At 68.3% G+C, this 16,161-nt stretch carries 14 protein-coding genes and 1 pseudogene; 7 read left to right on the top strand and 8 right to left on the bottom strand.

The window, feature by feature from the left end:
- The first annotated feature begins 3 nt into the window (after positions 1-3).
- Positions 4-363, top strand: coding sequence for a nuclear transport factor 2 family protein (locus AC07NI_RS15680; RefSeq protein WP_494620738.1), 360 nt, complete (start codon positions 4-6; stop codon positions 361-363).
- Positions 364-505: 142 nt separating this feature from the next.
- On the opposite strand, the gene AC07NI_RS15675 is transcribed toward AC07NI_RS15680, so the two are convergent.
- Positions 506-703: a hypothetical protein gene (locus AC07NI_RS15675; protein WP_494620736.1), complete on the bottom strand. Its 198-nt coding sequence runs from the start codon at positions 701-703 to the stop codon at positions 506-508.
- Between the two features lie 47 nt (positions 704-750).
- Positions 751-1,383 carry a TetR/AcrR family transcriptional regulator gene (locus AC07NI_RS15670; RefSeq protein WP_494620734.1) on the bottom strand — a complete coding sequence of 211 codons (633 nt, stop codon included), beginning with the start codon at positions 1,381-1,383 and terminating at the stop codon, positions 751-753.
- Positions 1,384-1,459: 76 nt separating this feature from the next.
- On the opposite strand from AC07NI_RS15670, the gene AC07NI_RS15665 reads away from it, so the two are divergent.
- Both AC07NI_RS15665 and AC07NI_RS15660 read left to right on the top strand, forming a co-directional pair.
- A complete protein-coding gene (locus AC07NI_RS15665; RefSeq protein WP_494620733.1) occupies positions 1,460-2,533 on the top strand; it encodes an efflux RND transporter periplasmic adaptor subunit in 1,074 nt (357 codons plus the stop codon).
- 4 nt (positions 2,534-2,537) lie between these two features.
- Complete coding sequence (locus AC07NI_RS15660; RefSeq protein WP_494620731.1) at positions 2,538-5,606, top strand: efflux RND transporter permease subunit; 3,069 nt, start codon at positions 2,538-2,540, stop codon at positions 5,604-5,606.
- A gap of 145 nt (positions 5,607-5,751) precedes the next feature.
- On the opposite strand, the gene AC07NI_RS15655 is transcribed toward AC07NI_RS15660, so the two are convergent.
- A complete protein-coding gene (locus tag AC07NI_RS15655) occupies positions 5,752-6,318 on the bottom strand; it encodes a TetR/AcrR family transcriptional regulator (protein ID WP_494620729.1) in 567 nt (188 codons plus the stop codon).
- A gap of 103 nt (positions 6,319-6,421) precedes the next feature.
- Between AC07NI_RS15655 and AC07NI_RS15650 the strand changes: the two genes are divergently transcribed.
- From AC07NI_RS15650 to AC07NI_RS15640, 3 genes are all read left to right on the top strand, one after another.
- Positions 6,422-7,063: a glutathione S-transferase family protein gene (locus AC07NI_RS15650; RefSeq protein ID WP_494620727.1), complete on the top strand. Its 642-nt coding sequence runs from the start codon at positions 6,422-6,424 to the stop codon at positions 7,061-7,063.
- Between the two features lie 89 nt (positions 7,064-7,152).
- Entirely contained in the window at positions 7,153-8,784 is a 1,632-nt protein-coding gene (locus AC07NI_RS15645; RefSeq protein WP_494620725.1) for a phytoene desaturase family protein, read from the top strand.
- Positions 8,781-9,923: an aromatic ring-hydroxylating oxygenase subunit alpha gene (locus tag AC07NI_RS15640; protein WP_494620723.1), complete on the top strand. Its 1,143-nt coding sequence runs from the start codon at positions 8,781-8,783 to the stop codon at positions 9,921-9,923. The genes AC07NI_RS15645 and AC07NI_RS15640 overlap by 4 nt, the downstream gene beginning before the upstream one ends.
- 48 nt (positions 9,924-9,971) lie before the next feature.
- Here AC07NI_RS15640 and AC07NI_RS15635 read toward each other — a convergent pair.
- Positions 9,972-10,085 (bottom strand): annotated as a pseudogene (locus AC07NI_RS15635) (hypothetical protein); the annotation flags it as partial.
- On the opposite strand from AC07NI_RS15635, the gene AC07NI_RS15630 reads away from it, so the two are divergent.
- The gene (locus tag AC07NI_RS15630; protein WP_494620721.1) at positions 10,066-10,653 is read left to right on the top strand and encodes a TetR/AcrR family transcriptional regulator; all 588 of its coding nucleotides are present in this window, start codon (positions 10,066-10,068) and stop codon (positions 10,651-10,653) included. The pseudogene AC07NI_RS15635 and the gene AC07NI_RS15630 sit on opposite strands and share 20 nt — an antisense overlap.
- Here AC07NI_RS15630 and AC07NI_RS15625 read toward each other — a convergent pair.
- The 4 genes from AC07NI_RS15625 to AC07NI_RS15610 form a co-directional block, all read right to left on the bottom strand.
- Positions 10,650-10,892: a hypothetical protein gene (locus AC07NI_RS15625; protein WP_494620719.1), complete on the bottom strand. Its 243-nt coding sequence runs from the start codon at positions 10,890-10,892 to the stop codon at positions 10,650-10,652. The genes AC07NI_RS15630 and AC07NI_RS15625 overlap by 4 nt on opposite strands.
- 126 nt (positions 10,893-11,018) lie before the next feature.
- Positions 11,019-12,266, bottom strand: a complete 1,248-nt coding sequence (locus tag AC07NI_RS15620; protein ID WP_494620717.1) for a metal-dependent hydrolase family protein — start codon at positions 12,264-12,266, stop codon at positions 11,019-11,021.
- Entirely contained in the window at positions 12,263-13,585 is a 1,323-nt protein-coding gene (locus AC07NI_RS15615; protein WP_494620715.1) for an amino acid permease, read from the bottom strand. The genes AC07NI_RS15620 and AC07NI_RS15615 overlap by 4 nt, the downstream gene beginning before the upstream one ends.
- Positions 13,586-13,649: 64 nt before the next feature.
- Positions 13,650-16,025, bottom strand: coding sequence for a TonB-dependent receptor (locus AC07NI_RS15610; RefSeq protein WP_494620713.1), 2,376 nt, complete (start codon positions 16,023-16,025; stop codon positions 13,650-13,652).
- Positions 16,026-16,161: the final 136 nt, after the last annotated feature.

The raw sequence follows: 16,161 nt of genomic DNA, 5'->3' as shown, positions 1-16,161 counted from the left end.
GAGATGACCATCGAACAGCTGCTGACCCGCAACCTGCACGAGGTGTTCGGCGAGGGCGACGAAGACCGCCGCCGGGCGGTCGCCGACGAGATCTTCGCCGAGGATGTCGTGTTCCACGGTCCGAAGGGTTCGACCTATCGCGGTCGCGACGCCATCGTCGAGATGGCCGGCGTGGTGCGGGCCTCGCACCCGACCTTCGCCTATACCGAGACCGGTCCGGCCCAGGCCAACGCCGACAGCGGCATGGTCGCCTGGGTCTCGGGCCCACCCGGGGAGCCGCCGCGCTATGCGGGGGTGGACTTCATCCTGGCCCGCGAGGGCAAGATCGCGGCGATCTACCTGTTCCTCGACGGCGAGGGCTGATTAGCCACTCATCTTGTCATCCCGGAAAGCGCGGAGCGCTTGTCCGGGACCCAGGGGCGGCGCGCACCGCGATCCTTCACCCCCTGGGTCCCGGACAGCCTCTGCGAGGCTTCCGGGATGACAAGAAATGTGCGGCGGGGAGTTAGAACTCCCCGTCGTCCTCGGCGCCCTCTTCACCCTCGCCGCCCATGGCGTTCTCGAGGCTGTCGATGATGTCGTCCATCTGGTCGGCGGTGATCGAGACGTAGATCGACTCGCCGCCGATGGCCGAGACCAGCAGGCGGTAGCCGTCCTCGGTTTCCTGCAGGCTGAACGATTGGAGCGGCAGGAGCTTGGCCATGGGGGATCCTTCGAAAAGCGAGGCGCTCATCTAGAGACGCGGGAGCCTTACTTCAACGCCCCTCGACGCAGCATGGCCACATGGGTGGCGATCAGCGTCTCGCGTTCGATCCACGGGAACTCCGGCCGGGCGATCAGCAGCGAGACCAGGCCGTGCAGCCCGGCCCACAGCACCTGGGACGCGGCCATGGGGTCGGCGCTGACCGTCTCGCCCCGCGCGTGGAACTCGCTGACCATCTCGACGAACACCGCGAAGACCTGCTTGCCGGCCGCCATCGGCTTTCCGCCAGTCTTTTCCAGAAACGACCCGTCGACGCTCTTCTCCAGCATGAAGGCCACGCGGTAGGCATCGGGGTGGTCGAGACCGAAGTCGATATAGACCCGCAGGCAGCGTTCGAAGTTCTCCGCCGTCGGGACGTAGTCCACGCGGACTTCGTCCATCCGCTGGCCCAGGATCGCGAAGGCCCGCACGCACAGTTCGGCGGCGATGTCGTCCTTGGTGGTGAAATAGGCGTAGAGGGCCGGCTGCGAGATGCCGGCGATCTCGGCGATCTGGCGCGTCGAGACGGCGTGGACGCCCTTCTGGGCGAACAGGCTCTGGGCGGCGTCGAGGATCTCCTCGCGGCGCTCGGCGCCCTGGCCCTTGGGTTTACGCGGGGAACGGGTCTGCGGAGTCTTCATCTCGGTTCGTTGACCACTGCTCTCCAAGCTTGACAAGCAATCGCTATCAATCACTGATAACTTATCATCGATCGATTTGGAACAGCTTATGTGGCGGACCCCGCTCCCTCCCCTGGCGGCGCTGCTGATGACGACGGCGCTGGTGGCCTGTGGCGGCAAGCCCAAGACCGAGACGGCGACGCAGCCGACGCCGGTCGAAGCCGCAGTGGTGGCCGCGCCTGATGCGGCCGGTTCAGTGACCGGGGCCGGCACCTTGGAGCGCCGCCGCGAGATGGCGCTGTCGTTCCGCATCCCCGGCGTCCTGACCGCCATGAAGGTCGAGGCCGGCGACCGCGTCTCGGCCGGCCAACTGGTCGCCGCCATCGATCCGGCCGGGGTCGACGCCCGCCAGCAGCAGACCGTGGCCGACCTTGAGCGCGCCCATCGCGACATCGAGCGCGACAAGGCTCTCTTCGACAAAGGCTATGTCAGCCGCCAGCGCATCGACGACCGCCAGAGCGCCCTGAAGGCCGCCCAGGCCGCCTATGACGCCGCCCGCTTCGACCGCCGCTGGGCCAGCCTGGTCTCGCCGGCTTCAGGCGTGGTGCTGGAACGCCGCGCCCAGGCGGGCGAGGTCGTGGCCGCCGGCCAGGTGGTGGCGCGGATCGCCGACCTCTCCAGCCCGCTGGTCCTGCGCCTGCCGCTCTCCGCTCGGGAAGCCTCCCGCGTCCGAGTTGGTGACGCCGCCCAAGTGAAGGTCGAGGACCTCGCGGACCAGTCGCTCTCCGGCCGCGTCACCCGCGTCGGCGAGGCCGCCGACACCCGCACCGGCGCGATCAGCGTCGAGATCGAGCTCTCCGCGCCGCCGCCCAGCCTGCGCAGCGGCCAGGTCGCCCACGCCAGCCTGTCGGTCCGCGCCCCTGGAACGTCCAGCGCCTATGCCCGCATCCCCGCCGAGGCGGTGCTGGAAGCGACCGGCCAGCGCGCCTTCGTCTACCGGTTCGACCACGGCAAGGCCCGGCGCACGGCCATCGGCTTCGGCGGCTTCGACGGCGACGACGCCCTGGTCTCGGGCCTGCCCGACGGCGCCCAGGTGATCACCGCCGGGGCCGGCTTCGTCGCTGACGGCGAGGCCGTCCGGGTCATCGATCCCAAGCGCCTGGGACAATAAGGCCGTGACGTTCGATCTCGCGACCTTCGCCGTCCGTCGCTGGCAGTTCACGCTGGTCGCCTTCGGCCTGCTGATCATGCTGGGCGTCAACGCCTTCCTGAACGTGCCGCGCTCGGAGGACCCGCACTTCCCGACGCCGATCGTCATCGTCCGCGCGCTGCTGCCGGGGGCCGAGCCGTCGGAGATCGAGCAGCTGATCGTCGACCCGATCGAGGACGCCGTCGACGGCCTCGACGACATCGACAAGGTCGAGTCGACCGCCGTGGACGGGGCGGCGGTGATCCGCGTCCACTTCACCTGGGACGTCGACACCGAGCGCAAGTTCGACCAGGTCGTACGCGAGGTGAACGCCATCCGCGGCAACCTGCCGGCCGGCGTCCAGCGGCTGGAGATCGAGCGGATCCGCACCACCGAGGTGTCGATCGTCCAGGTCGCCCTGACCTCCGACATCCTGCCGATGCGCCGGCTGGAGAAGACCGCCGACCGCCTGCGCGAGCGGCTGGACCGGGTGCCGGGCGTGCGCGAGGCCAAGTACTGGGGCGCGCCGCCGTCCGAGGTGCAGGTGACGCTGGATCTCGCCCGTCTGTCGGCCCTGCGCCTGCCGCCCACCGCTGTCGTCGACGCCCTGAAGGCGGCCGGGGCCGAGGCGCCGATCGGAGCCGTCCAGGCCGGTGAGCGCCGCTTCAACGTCAAGTCCGGCGGGGCCTTCCATGACCTCGCCACCATCGGCGACACGCCGGTCCGGGCCATCGGCGGCCAGGTCACCCGCGTGCGCGACGTCGCTCAGGTCGCCTGGGCCCAGGCCGAGCCCACCCACCTGACCCGCTTCAACGGCAAGCGCGCCGTGTTCCTGACCGTCAACCAGAAGGACGGCCAGGACGTCGCCAAGATCACCGCCGGCGTGCAACAGGTGCTGGACGATTACGAGAAGACCCTGCCGGCCGGGGTGAAGATGGAGCGCGGCTTCGTCCAGGCCGAGAACGTCAAGCACCGGCTGAACAACCTGTTCCGCGACTTCGCCATCGCCCTGGCCTTGGTGCTGATCACCCTGCTGCCGCTGGGGCCGCGCGCCGGCCTGGTGGTGATGGTGTCGATCCCGCTGAGCCTGCTGATCGGGCTCACCTTGCTCCAGGCGTTCGGCTTCACCCTGAACCAGCTGTCGATCGCCGGCTTCGTGCTGGCGCTGGGCCTGCTGGTCGACGACAGCATCGTCATCACCGAGAACATCGCCCGCCGGGTGCGCGAGGGCGAGGACCGGGTCGAGGCGGCGATCAACGGCACGCGCCAGATCAGCCTGGCGGTGCTGGGCTGCACGGCGACCCTGATGCTGGCCTTCCTGCCGCTGATGGCCCTGCCGGCCGGGTCGGGGGCCTATATCAAGTCGCTGCCGGTGACGGTGCTGTGCACGATCGCCGCCTCGCTGCTGGTCTCGATGACCATCATCCCGTTCCTGGCCAGCCGTTTGCTGGACAAGCATTCGGACCCCGAGGGCAACGCCCTGCTGCGGGCGGTCAATGACGGCATCCACCGCTTCTACCGGCCGATGCTGCACCGGGCTCTCGCCCGGCCGTGGGTCGCCATGGCCATCCTGCTGGCCATCTGCCTGACCACCTTCCCGCTGGTGAAGCTGGTCGGCTCAAGCCTGTTCCCGGCCGCCGAGACGCCGCAGTTCCTGATCCGCATCGAGACCCCCGACGGCGCATCGCTGGCCCGCACCGACCAGGCGCTGCGCTATGTCGAGAAGCGGGTGCGGGCCGAGCGCGACGTCGCCTGGGAGGCCGCCAATCTGGGCCGGGGCAATCCGCAGATCTTCTACAACCGCAGCCAACGGGAAAGCGCCACGACCTTCGCCGAGGTGTTCGTCAGCCTCAAGCGCTGGGAGCCGGGCAAGAGCGAGCAGGTGCTCGACCGCCTGCGCAAGGACTTCAACGACTATCCCGGCGCGCGGATCAGCGTGCTGACCTTCGAGAACGGCCCGCCGATCGACGCGCCGGTGGCCGTGCGCCTCACGGGCCAGAACCTCGACGTGCTGAAAGCCTTGGCCGCCCGCGCAGAGGCGATCCTCAAGGCCACGCCCGGCACCCGCGACGTCACCAACCCCGTGCGCCTGGACCGCACCGACCTCGACCTCGGGGTCGATGAAGCCAAGGCCGCCGCCCTGGGCGTGCCGGCCGGCGCCACGCGGCGCATCACCCGCCTGGCCTTGTCCGGCGAGGAGACCGCCCGCTTCCGCGATCCGGACGGCGACGACTACGCGGTCAGGGTGCGGCTGCCGATGGCCCAGGCCGATGGCGCGGCGCGCAATCCGCTCTCGGCATTGAAGGGGGTCTATGTCCCGACCGCCGACGGCATGGCCGCGCCGCTGGACGCCGTCGCCACCCCGCGCCTGAAGTCCAGCCCCTCGCGCATCGACCGCTTCGACCGCGAGCGGACGGTGACCGTGAGCTCGTATGTCCGCACCGGCTTCCTGGCCTCGGGCGTGACGGAGGACGCCTTGGCGCGGCTGAACAAGGACCTGCCCCTGCCGCCGGGCTACCGCCTGTCGCTGGGCGGCGAGGCCGAGGCCGCGTCGGAAAGCTTCGCCGGGCTGGGTGCCGCGGTGCTGGTGGCGGTGTTCGGGATCCTGGCCGTGCTGGTCCTGGAATTCCAGAAGTTCAAGACCGCCCTGGTGGTCGCCGGGATCATCCCGTTCGGGGTGTTCGGCGCGGTGCTGGCCCTGGCCCTGACCGGCTATTCGCTGTCGTTCACCGCCACGATCGGCGTGATCGCCCTCATCGGCATCGAGATCAAGAACTCGATCCTGCTGGTCGACTTCACCGAACAGCTGCGCCGCGAGGGCATGAATCTGCACGACGCCATCGAGAAGGCCGGCGAGGTGCGGTTCCTGCCCGTGCTGCTGACCAGCGTGACGGCGATCGGGGGGCTGCTGCCGCTGGCCCTGGAGCGGTCGGGACTGTACTCGCCGCTGGCCATCGCGATCATCGGCGGGCTGATCACGAGTACGCTGCTGAGCCGTGTGGCGACGCCGGTGATGTACTGGCTGACCGCGCGGGGGAAGGCGGAGCGGGGGTAAGCTCACTAATTCTTGTCATCCCGGAAGCCTCGTAGAGGCTGTCCGGGACCCAGGGGGTGCGTGAACGCTGTGCCGGCCGCCCCTGGGTCCCGGACAAGCGCTGCGCGCTTTCCGGGATGACAAGGGAGGGGTGCTTTGGCGTCCGCTAAGGCGTCAGCCCCGCTGCGCTGTAGGCCGCCATGGTCTGGTCGAAGATGGCGATGTCCCCGCGTCCCCGCGCCACCAGTTGCGCGCCCTCGATCGCCGCGAAGATCGCCAGCGCGCGGTCCCGCAACGCCGTCTCGTCCAGCTCCGGATGCCTCGGCCCCAGCAGCTTCACCAGCCACACCACGTTGGCCTGGCTGAAGGCGTCGACCTCCAGCCGCACCGCCTCCGGCAGGTCGCCATACTCGGCGGCCATCACCCCGTAGAGGCACATGCGGTTGTCGTTCTGCAGCGCCGCCCGGAACACCGCCACATAGCGCCGGAACGTCTCGTCGATCGGTCCGCCGTCGGCGATCAGCTTGTCGAAATAGCCGACCGCATTGTCGGTGTAGCGCCGCGCCAGCGCGCCGCCCAGGTCGCCCTTGGTCGGGAAATAATAGTGGATGCTGGCGCTCTTGATGCCGACTTCCTTGGCGAGCTCGCGGAAGCTCAAGGCGTTGTAGCCCTTGGCCTGCACGGCCGCCTGAGCCGCCTGCATGATCGTCTCGCGGGTGTCGGTCGTGCTCATCGGTACTCCTACCTATCAGTAGATAGACGTTGACTCCGACCAAGGGAAGCCTCTACCCATCTCGCCACCTACCTATCGATAGGTAGATACGAGGAGAGACCCCATGAAGATCCACGACATCCCCGGCTTCCCGAACCCGCTGCGCGTCCGCATCGCCCTGGGCGAGAAGGGCCTGACCGACCAGGTCGAGTTCGTGAAGGTTGACCTGCCGGCCGGCGAGCACAAGGAAGCCGCCTTCCTGGCCAAGAACCCGTCGGGCGCCGTGCCGGTGCTGGAACTGGACGACGGCGTGTTCATCTCGGAATGCACGGCCATCACCGAATATGTGGACAATCTCGACGGCAAGCCGGTCCTGACCGGCGCGACCCCGCGCGAGAAGGCCGTGATCCACATGATGCAGAAGCGCGCCGAGGCCGAACTGATCGACGCGGTCGCCGACTACTTCCACTATGCCACCCCGGGCCTGGGCGCGGCGATCGAGGACGGCAAGAAGGCCGGCTGGACCGGCCGCGACGCCTTTGGCCGCAAGCAGGGCGAGCGGGCCGTGGCCGGCATGCGCTATTTCGACGGCGTGCTGCGCGACCGCCCCTACGTGGCCGGCGACGCGTTCTCGATGGCCGACATCACCGTGCTGGGCGGCCTGGTCTTCGCCGGCTTCGCGCAGATCGACGTGCCGGAGGACTGCACGGCGCTGAGCGCGTGGCGTCAACGCGTGCAGGAACGGCCCAGCGTCAAGGCAGCCTGACGGCGGAGCGGCCGCGTCCCAGACGCGGCCGCTTGCCTATTGTACGATCGTATAGCAACCTCTCCACCTACTCTGGGGAGAGACACCAAATGGCCGAGACCACCACCCGCGACGCCGTGATCATCGGCGGCGGCCACAATGGCCTGGTCTGCGCCTTCTACCTGGCCAAGGCCGGGCTGAAGGTCACGGTCTGCGAGGCGCGCGGCGTGGTCGGCGGGGCGGCGGTGACCGAGGAGTTCCATCCCGGTTTCCGCAACTCCGTGGCCAGCTACACGGTCAGCCTGCTGAACCCGCGCGTCATCGCCGACATGGGCCTGCACGGCTACGGCCTGACGTTCCTGGAGCGGCCGATCTCCAACTTCCTGCCGATCAGCGACGACAAGTACCTGAAGCTGGGCGGGGGCCTGGAGCGCACCCAGGAGCAGTTCCGCAAGTTCAGCTATCGCGACGCCGAGGTGCTGCCGGCCTACTACGCCATGCTGGACGAGATCGGCGACGTGCTGCGCGAGTTCGCCCAGGAAACGCCGCCGAACCTCGGAGACGGCCTGCACGGTCTGCTGCGCGGCCTGCGCCAGGGCGGGCGCCTGGCCATGCTGTCGCGCCAGCGCAAGCGTGACCTCCTCGATCTCTTCACCAAGAGCGCCCGCGACGTGCTGGACGGCTGGTTCGAGAGCGACGCGGTCAAGGCCGCCTTCGGCTTCGACGCCGTGGTCGGCAACTTCGCCAGCCCCGACAGCCCGGGCTCGGCCTATGTGCTGCTGCACCACACCTTCGGCGAGGTGAACGGCAAGAAGGGCGCCTGGGGCCACGCGGTCGGCGGCATGGGCTCGATCACCCAGGCCATGGCCAAGGCCTGCGAGGCGGCGGGCGTCGAGATCCTGCTGAACGCGCCGGTCGAGGGCGTGCATGTCGATGGCGCCAAGGCCGTGGGCGTGCAGCTGGTCGATGGTCGCCAGATCATGGCCCCGATCGTCAGCGCCAACGTCAATCCGTCCCTGCTCTACAAGAAACTGGTGCCGCCCTCGGCCCTGACCGCCGACTTCCGCAAGACGGTCGACGGCTACAAGAACGGCTCGGGCACCTTCCGCATGAACGTGGCGCTGTCGGAGCTGCCGTCGTTCACGTCCCTGCCCGGCAAGGACACCGCCGAGCACCACCAGTCGGGCATCGTGATCGCGCCAAGCCTCGACTACATGGACGCCGCCTATCGCGACGCCAAGGGCGATGGGATCAGCAAGGCCCCGATCGTCGAGATGCTGATCCCCTCGACCATCGACACCACCCTGGCCCCGCCCGGACAGCACGTGGCCAGCCTGTTCTGCCAGCAGTTCGCGCCCGAGCTGCCGAACGGCCGCAGCTGGGACGACGAGCGCGAGGCCGCCGCCGACCTGATCATCGACACCGTGGAAAAGTGGGCGCCGGGCTTCAAGGCCTCTGTGCTGGGTCGCACGATCCTGTCGCCGCTGGACCTGGAGCGGAAGTTCGGCCTGATCGGCGGCGACATCATGCACGGCCACATGTCGCTGGATCAGCTGTGGGCGGCGCGGCCGTTCCTGGGCCACGCCAGCCACCGCGCGCCGATCAAGGGCCTCTACATGTGCGGGGCGGGCGCGCACCCCGGCGGCGGCGTCTCGGGCAATCCCGGCCGCAACGCCGCCCGCGAGATCCTGCGCGACAAGGACTTCGCCACGGCGCTGAAGCTGTCGGTGGTGGGGCGGTGACCGCCATCTCCAACGAGGACCCGCAGGCCGACTGGGGCCTGCCCGGCTGGATCTACGGCTCCGAGCGGTTCTTCCGCGAGGAGCAGGACAAGATCTTCCGGCCGTCGTGGCAGATTGTCTGCCACCTGAACGACATCCCCAAGGCCGGCGACTTCCACACCTTCGACTTCGTGGGCGAGAGCCTGGTGGTGCTGCGCGGCAAGGACGGCGGCGTGCGGGCGTTCGCCAATGTCTGCCGCCACCGGGGCGCGCGACTGCTGGATGGGCCGGTCGGCCGCTGCGGCGGCCGGATCGTCTGCCCCTACCACGCCTGGACCTACGACCTGGAAGGCCGGCTGATCGGCGTGCCGATGCGCGACGACTATCCGGCGCTGGAGATGGACAAGCAGGGCCTGGCCAGGATCGAGACCGAGATCTGGCGCGGCTTCGTCTTCGTGCGGATCGAGGGTGAGGGCCCCAGCGTCGCCACGATGATGGCCCCCTACGAGGACGAGGTCGCCCACTACCGCTTCGAGGAGCTGCAACCGTTCGGCCGCGTCACCCTGCGGCCGCGCGAGGTCAACTGGAAGAACATCAGCGACAACTATTCGGACGGCCTGCACATCCCGGTCGCCCACCCCGGCCTGACGCGGCTGTTCGGCAAGGGCTACGGCGTCGAGGCCAAGACCTTCGTCGACAAGATGTGGGGCCAGCTGATCGACGAACCGTCCGAGAGCCCGTCCGAGCGGCTGTACCAGGACCTGCTGCCCGACGTCCCGCATCTGCCGGACGACCGCAAGCGGCTGTGGACCTACTTCAAGCTCTGGCCGAACTTCGCCTTCGACATCTATCCGGACCAGGTGGACTTCATGCAGTTCATCCCGGTTTCGGCCGAAAAGACCATGATCCGCGAGATCGCCTACGCCCTGCCCGATGAGCGGCGGGAGATGAAGGCGGCGCGCTATCTGAACTGGCGCATCAACCGGCAGGTCAATGCCGAGGACACCGAGCTGGTGGCGCGCGTGCAGCAGGGCATGGCCTCGCGGACGTTCACGGCGGGGCCGTTGGCGACGAGCGAGGTGAGCCTGCGCAGCTTCGGCCGGAAGATGCGGGCGCTGGTTCCGGAGGCGCGGATGAGCCGGCCGCCGGAGGGGTGGTGATTTCCACTCCCGCCCAAATCCTTGTCATCCCGGAAGCGCGTAGCGCTGTCCGGGACCCAGGGGTCGGCGCACTGCGGTTGCCCCTGGGTCCCGGCTCTCCGCTTCGCTGCGGCCGGGATGACAAGCTTTGGGGATGCGGAAGGTGAGCCGAGCCGCCTTCACCCGCGAGACCGCCGACGTCCGCCGCCAAGCGCTCGTGACCGCCGCCGAGACCGTCCTCGCCCGCGAAGGCGTCGGCGGCACCTCCGTCCGCGCCATCTGCGCCGAGGCCGGCGTGTCGCCGGGCCTGCTGCGCCACTATTTCGAGGGTGTCGACGAACTGATCGCCGCGGCCTACGAGGCCGTCAGCCAGCGGATCGATGCGGCGCTGGACGCGGCGATCGAGGCCGCCGGCCCGACCCCGCGCGAGCGGTTGCTGGCCTATCTCGGCGCCAGCTTCGCGGCCCCGGTGCTGGACCCGCAGCTGCTGGCTGCCTGGATCGGGTTCTGGAGTCTGGTGAAGACCAAGCCGCGCATCGCCGCGATCCATGCGGCGTCCTACGCGGATTTCCGCGCGCGACTGGAGAAACTGCTGAGCGAGGCCGGTGTCAGCGACACCCGCCTTGCCGCCATCGCCCTGACGGCCAGCGTCGATGGGCTATGGCTGGAGCTGTGCCTGGACCCGGCGACCTTCAGCCCGCAGGACGCGCGCGCGATCGTGACGCGCGCGCTGGGAAGCTGGCTGGCTTAGGCCGCGACGGCGTTTTGGTTGGCGGCGCGGTTGCGGCCCCACGACGGGGTGCGCACTTCCGGCTCGTCGACATGGACCTGGGCCTTGCGGTCCTGGGCGCGCATGTGGCGGGCCAGCAGCTGGGCCAGGGCCTCGGCTTCGGCTTGCGACGAGTAGCTGCCGATCAGTTCGGCCGAGTCGTTCCAGGTCACGTGCCACACACCGGCGACCGGGCGGACGTAGTAGTGGTTCTCGGTCATGGGAGACCTCCTTGGACGTACTCAACGTAGAACTAACCACGTCGACATGACAGTTGTTTCGCTATCGCACAATGAAAATGCGCTGCGATGCACAATGCATGATCCGCGCCAAGGTTCGGCGCCCGCCTATTGGTCCTTCACGACCGCCCCGCCCTTCATCACCTTGCCGACCTTGGTCAGCACGGAAATGTCCGCCAGCGGATCACCCGGCACGGCGATCAGGTCGGCATAGCAGCCGGCCGCGTCGCAGCCGACCTTGCCGGTCTTCATCATCAGCTCGGCCGCCACCGTCGTCGCCGACTGGATCGCCTGCATAGGCGTCATGCCGTACTTGACCATGTAGGGCAGCTGGCGGCCATTCAGCCCGTGCGGATAGACGCCGGCGTCGGTGCCGAAGGCGATCTTGACCCCGACCTTCACCGCCTTGCGGAAACCCTCGCGCTGGGCCTCGGTGGTCTCGTAGTTCTTGCGCAGGGTCTCGGCGGGCCAGCCGTGAGCCTTGCCGTACTCGTCGATCCAGTCGCCGTCATAGATGTCGGCGACCAGGAAGACGCCCTTGGCCTTCATCATGGCGATGGCCTCGTCATCCATCAGCGAGCCATGCTCGATCGAGCGCACCCCGGCCCGCATGGCGACCTTCATGCCCTCGGCCCCGTGGGCGTGGGCGGTGGCGTAGGTGCCGCGCTTGGCGGCCTCCTCGACGGCGGCGCGGATCTCGTCCTCGGAGAGTTCGAGCTGGCCCGGCTCGGTGCCGACGGTCAGCACGGCGCCGGTGGCGATCAGCTTAAGGAAGTCGGCCTTGTGGGCCAGGATGTTGGCGGCCTTGCGATGGGTGTCGGCGGCGTCCTCGACCACGCCGACCCGCATCTCGGCCGGCAGTTTCACGTCGTCGGAGATGCCGGTGATGTCGCCGCCCCCGCCGGGCACGGTGATGTAGGCCCCGGCCACCGACATGCGCGGGCCTGGCACCAGGCCGTTGTTGATCGCGTCGCGCAGGGCGACATCGCCGAACGCCCGCCAGGTGCCGACGTCGCGCACGCTGGTGAAGCCGGCCATCAGGGTCTTGCGCGCATGGTCGGCGGCGATGAACGACTGGTAGGCGGCCGTGGTCAGCAGCGGTTCTGCGATGTTCTCGGTCTGCTCCTGGTCGACCAGGTGGGTGTGCATGTCGATCAGGCCGGGCAGGACGGTGAGCTTGCTCCAGTCGGTGACCGGGCCGTCCTTGGGGGTGGTCTTCCACGGCGTCACCGACGTGATCTTCTCGCCCTCGATGCGGATCAGCTGGTCGGTCAGCACCTTGCCGGCCTGCGGATCGACCAGCTTGCCGGCGTGGACGTAGGAAATCTGGGCGGCCAGCAGCAGGGCGACGATCATGAGGCGATCTCCGGAACGGGACGCGCCGCGCGGGCGGTCAGGAAGCGGACGGGCAAGCCAGCCAGCAGCAGCACGACACCCCACAGCGTGGCCGAGGTCCCGGCGCCATAGAGGGTCCAGACCGAATAGACCGCCGCCAGTATGGCCAGCACGGTCAGGAGCATCGAGGCGTCCATCCGATGCTTCTGCTGCAGGCGCAGGGCCGCCAGAGCGCTGAACAGATAGGTGAACAGGCTGGCCGACGTCGCCAGCAGGGCGATGAAGGTGAAGAGGTCAGCCATCGACTTGGCGTAGTTCATCAGCACCAGCACGGTCAGCAGGGCGCTGGACAGCACGTGGGCCCGCACCGGCGTCCCGCGCTTGCCGACCTTGGCCAGCCAGGCTGGGAACACCCCGTCGCGGGCCATGGCGTAGGGCATCTCGCCTTGCAGCAGCACCCAGCCGTTCAAGGCCCCGAAGGCGCTGATCGCGGCGAAGGCGGCCAGCACCAGCCGCAGGTCGCCGCCGCCGTGATAGCCGACGAAATCCGCGAACGGAGCGTTGGAGTTCTTCAGCAGGTCGGCGGGCGACAACAGCACCACCGCCGAGCAGACGACCAGATAGATCAGCCCCGTGAACGCCGTGCCGTAGAGGGTGGCCTTGGGGATGGTGCGGGTCGGCTCGTGCACCTTGTCGGCGGGCACGGTGGCCGACTCCAGGCCCAGCAGAGCCCACAGGGTCAGGGTCGCGGCGGCGGTGATCCCGCCGGCCGACAGCTGCGAGGGCTCGAACGGCGTCACGGCCGCCCCGCCCTTGCGCGCCAGGATGACGACGGCCAGGCCGGCCACGGCGATCAGCGGCAGCAGCTTCAGGATGGTGGCGACCACCTGCAACCGCCCGGCCGACTTGGAGCCCCAGCAGTTGACTGCCGTCAGCGCCCAGACGATGGCGACCGTGACGATGGCGGCCAGCCCCGGGATCTTGGCGAGGGCCGGAAAGAACACCGACAGATAGCTGACCCCGCCCGTGGCGATGGCCGCGTTGCCGACCCACATCGAGATCCAGTAGGCCCAGGCGACCATGAAGCCGGCCGTCGGTCCGAACGCCTCCTGCGTATAGGCCAGCGGCCCGCCGGCGCGGGGAAAGGCCTCGGCCAGCCGGGCAAAGACGAAGGCCAGGCACAGGGCCCCGCCGATGGTCACCAGCCAGGCGATGACGGCGTTCCAGCCATAGGGCGCCAGCGAGGCCGGCAGCATGAAGACGCCCGAGCCGATCATGTTGCCGACGACCAGCGCCGTGCACATCCACAGCCCCAGCGGACGGGCGCTCGACGACGCCATGTTTCCCCCTAACGCGTACGAAAAGGGGCGGCCCTTTCCGAGCCGCCCCTGGTCTTGCACTGAACTAGAACTTCTTCCCCAGCTTCACCCCAATGGTCCGGGGCTGGTTCGGGACGATGTAGTACTGGGTCCCGCAGACCTGTTCGGCGCATTCGGCGTAGCGGTTCAGGCTGGCCCGCTTGTCGAAGGCGTTCTTCAGGTAGATCGAGATCGACAGGTCGGACTTGTCGATCCCGGCCGAGAAGTCGGCGGTCGTGTAGCCCTTCTGCTGGCCGATGATCCCGCGCTCGATGATCCGCAGGTCGGTCCAGTTGCTGGTCTGGCCGACGGCCGAGCCCTGCACGAAGGCGTCCCAGTCGGCGATGCTGAAGTCGTAGCGCGCCGTCAGGTTGGCCTTGAACTTCGGCGTGATCGGCAGGCGGGTGCCATCCGGCGCCTGCGGCGTGGCGCAGGTGGTGACCGGATTGCCCGCGGAGTCGGTCACCCCGCAGTAGTTGGCCGAGAGCTTGGCGTCGGTATAGGCGGCCGAGGCGTTGATCGTCAGGCCGTGGACCGGCACCCAGGTGATGTCGCTTTCGACGCCCTTGATCCGGGCCTGGTTGGCGTTCTTGATCTCGGTCAGGCCGTTGGCCCCCAGGATCGAGAACTGGAAGCCGGTCCAGTCCTCCATGAACACCGCGCCGTTCCAGCGGAAGCTGTTGTTCAGCCAGGTGGTCTTCCAGCCCGCCTCGTAGTTCTTCAGGTAGTCGGCATGGTACGGCGGCAGGGTGGCGCGGCGGTTGATGCCGCCCGGCCGGAAGCCCTTCGAATAGGTGGCGTAGACCAGCTTCGAACTGTCGAGCTTGTAGGTCAGCGTCACCTTGGGTGAGTTGCCGCTTTCCTTGGTGCCCTTGTCGAGGTTGTCGCAAGGCGCGTTGGCCACCGTCGCGGCCCTGAAGCAGGCCGCCACGCCGTTGGTGCTGGAATAGCCCGAGCCGTAGCCGAAGAAGCCGACCAGGGTGTTGTTGGCCTTGAAGAAGCGGATGCCGCCGGTCAGCATCAGCTTGTCGGTGATGTCGAACTCGGCCTGGCCGAACACGGCCTTGTCGCGATCGACACGCTCCTGGGCCGTCAGCCAGATCGTGCCCGGGTTCTTCTCGACCGAGAAGTCGCTGCCCAGGCCGTCGATCTTGTAGTTCTGGAAGATGCCGTGCTTCTGCTTCTGGTAGAAGCCGCCGACCACGAAGCGGAACCGCTGGTCCTGCGGCGAGGCGATCCGGATCTCGTGGCTTTCCTTGCGGTACCGGTCCTTGCCCTGGATGTACTGCGACGGGTTCACCAGGTTGCCGGCGTTGTCCGTCCAGTAGAAGCCGTAGCCCATCTGGTCGTAGAAGTACGAGTAGTCGGTGTAGTCTTGGTTGGTCTCGTCGTTCCGCTTCAGGTACGAGCCGGCATAGGTGACGTCGAGATTGGCGATCTGCCCCTCGATGGTCAGGGCCGCCTGGACCCACTTGTCCTTGGCGCTTTCCGGATAGAAGTGGGTGACCTTCAGGTCGCCGACCTTGGGGTCGAAGGCGAACAGGCCGCCCGACTTCTGCACCTGGCCCATGACGCTGGGGGTGATCACCCAGTTGTCGTCGACCTCGATCCGAAGGGCCGCGCGACCGCCTTGGGTGTAGACGCGGTTGTAGTTGTCCCGCACCCGGCTCTTGTTGTTGATCGTGTAGTCGTTGGTCGGGTCGGTGTCGCCGCGATCATAGGTGCGCGTGCCCGCCACGTTGTCGATATAGCCGGCGTCGCGGACGTCCCAGCCGACCGCCCGCACCGCGATCTTGTCCGACAGCGGGATGTTGACGAAGCCCTCGACCGTGTGGCCCCAACCGCCGTGATCGACCTTGTTGCCCTCGACGTCGACGCCGGCCGAGAAGCCGCTGGTCGTCGGCTTGTTGGTGATGATCCGCAGCGTGCCGGCCTGGGAGCTCGCGCCATACAGCGTGCCCTGCGGCCCGGCCAAGGCCTCGACCCGGGCGACGTCATAGACGTGGATGTCCAGCGCGCCCTGGATGGTGGTGACCGGCTGTTCGTCCAGATAGACGCCGACGCTGGGCAGCGAGCCGGAGTGGTTGCCGTCGCCGCCGCTGGCCACGCCGCGCATGTAGACCTGGCCAAAGCCCGGGCCCGAGGTCGTGAACGACACGCTGGGCAGATACTTCACATAGTCGACGAAGGCCGCGACCTGCAGCTGCTCCAGCTTCTCGCCGCCCATCGCCTGGATGCTGACGGGCACGTCCTGGAGGTTCTCGGATCGCTTCTGGGCGGTGACGACCACCTCTTCCAGCGCGGTCGTCTGCGGCGCCGAGGCCTGAGCCTGGGCGTACGCGGCGGTAGTGAACATTGTAGAGGCGAACAAGGCGGCGGAGCAGACGCCGACCTTCTTCAAACGAACCGAACCCGACGACATACAGTCGCTCCCCTTGGCGGTTTTGATCGAACGAGGTTCGACCCGGCTCAAGGCGTCGGCAAGATTGGAAATTTCAGTTTGGCGTCAATTCCTTGAAGTGTTGCACAAATGGCAAGGCGCGATGGAGGTCGCGTTG

The organism is Caulobacter sp. GW821-FHT10E02, from assembly GCF_059415225.1.
The sequence above is the reverse complement of the archived record's forward strand: the minus strand, read 5'-3'. Positions and strand labels throughout refer to the sequence as shown.

What these genes read in the sequence shown, in the direction of transcription:
- AC07NI_RS15680 (WP_494620738.1), top strand. Translation starts at nt 4, where the DNA reads ATGACCATCGAACAGCTGCTGACCCGCAACCTGCACGAGGTGTTCGGC.
- AC07NI_RS15615 (WP_494620715.1), bottom strand. Translation starts at nt 13,585, where the DNA reads ATGGCGTCGTCGAGCGCCCGTCCGCTGGGGCTGTGGATGTGCACGGCG.
- AC07NI_RS15625 (WP_494620719.1), bottom strand. Translation starts at nt 10,892, where the DNA reads ATGACCGAGAACCACTACTACGTCCGCCCGGTCGCCGGTGTGTGGCAC.
- AC07NI_RS15620 (WP_494620717.1), bottom strand. Translation starts at nt 12,266, where the DNA reads ATGATCGTCGCCCTGCTGCTGGCCGCCCAGATTTCCTACGTCCACGCC.
- AC07NI_RS15670 (WP_494620734.1), bottom strand. Translation starts at nt 1,383, where the DNA reads ATGAAGACTCCGCAGACCCGTTCCCCGCGTAAACCCAAGGGCCAGGGC.
- AC07NI_RS15650 (WP_494620727.1), top strand. Translation starts at nt 6,422, where the DNA reads ATGAAGATCCACGACATCCCCGGCTTCCCGAACCCGCTGCGCGTCCGC.
- AC07NI_RS15675 (WP_494620736.1), bottom strand. Translation starts at nt 703, where the DNA reads ATGGCCAAGCTCCTGCCGCTCCAATCGTTCAGCCTGCAGGAAACCGAG.
- AC07NI_RS15645 (WP_494620725.1), top strand. Translation starts at nt 7,153, where the DNA reads ATGGCCGAGACCACCACCCGCGACGCCGTGATCATCGGCGGCGGCCAC.
- AC07NI_RS15655 (WP_494620729.1), bottom strand. Translation starts at nt 6,318, where the DNA reads ATGAGCACGACCGACACCCGCGAGACGATCATGCAGGCGGCTCAGGCG.
- AC07NI_RS15610 (WP_494620713.1), bottom strand. Translation starts at nt 16,025, where the DNA reads ATGTCGTCGGGTTCGGTTCGTTTGAAGAAGGTCGGCGTCTGCTCCGCC.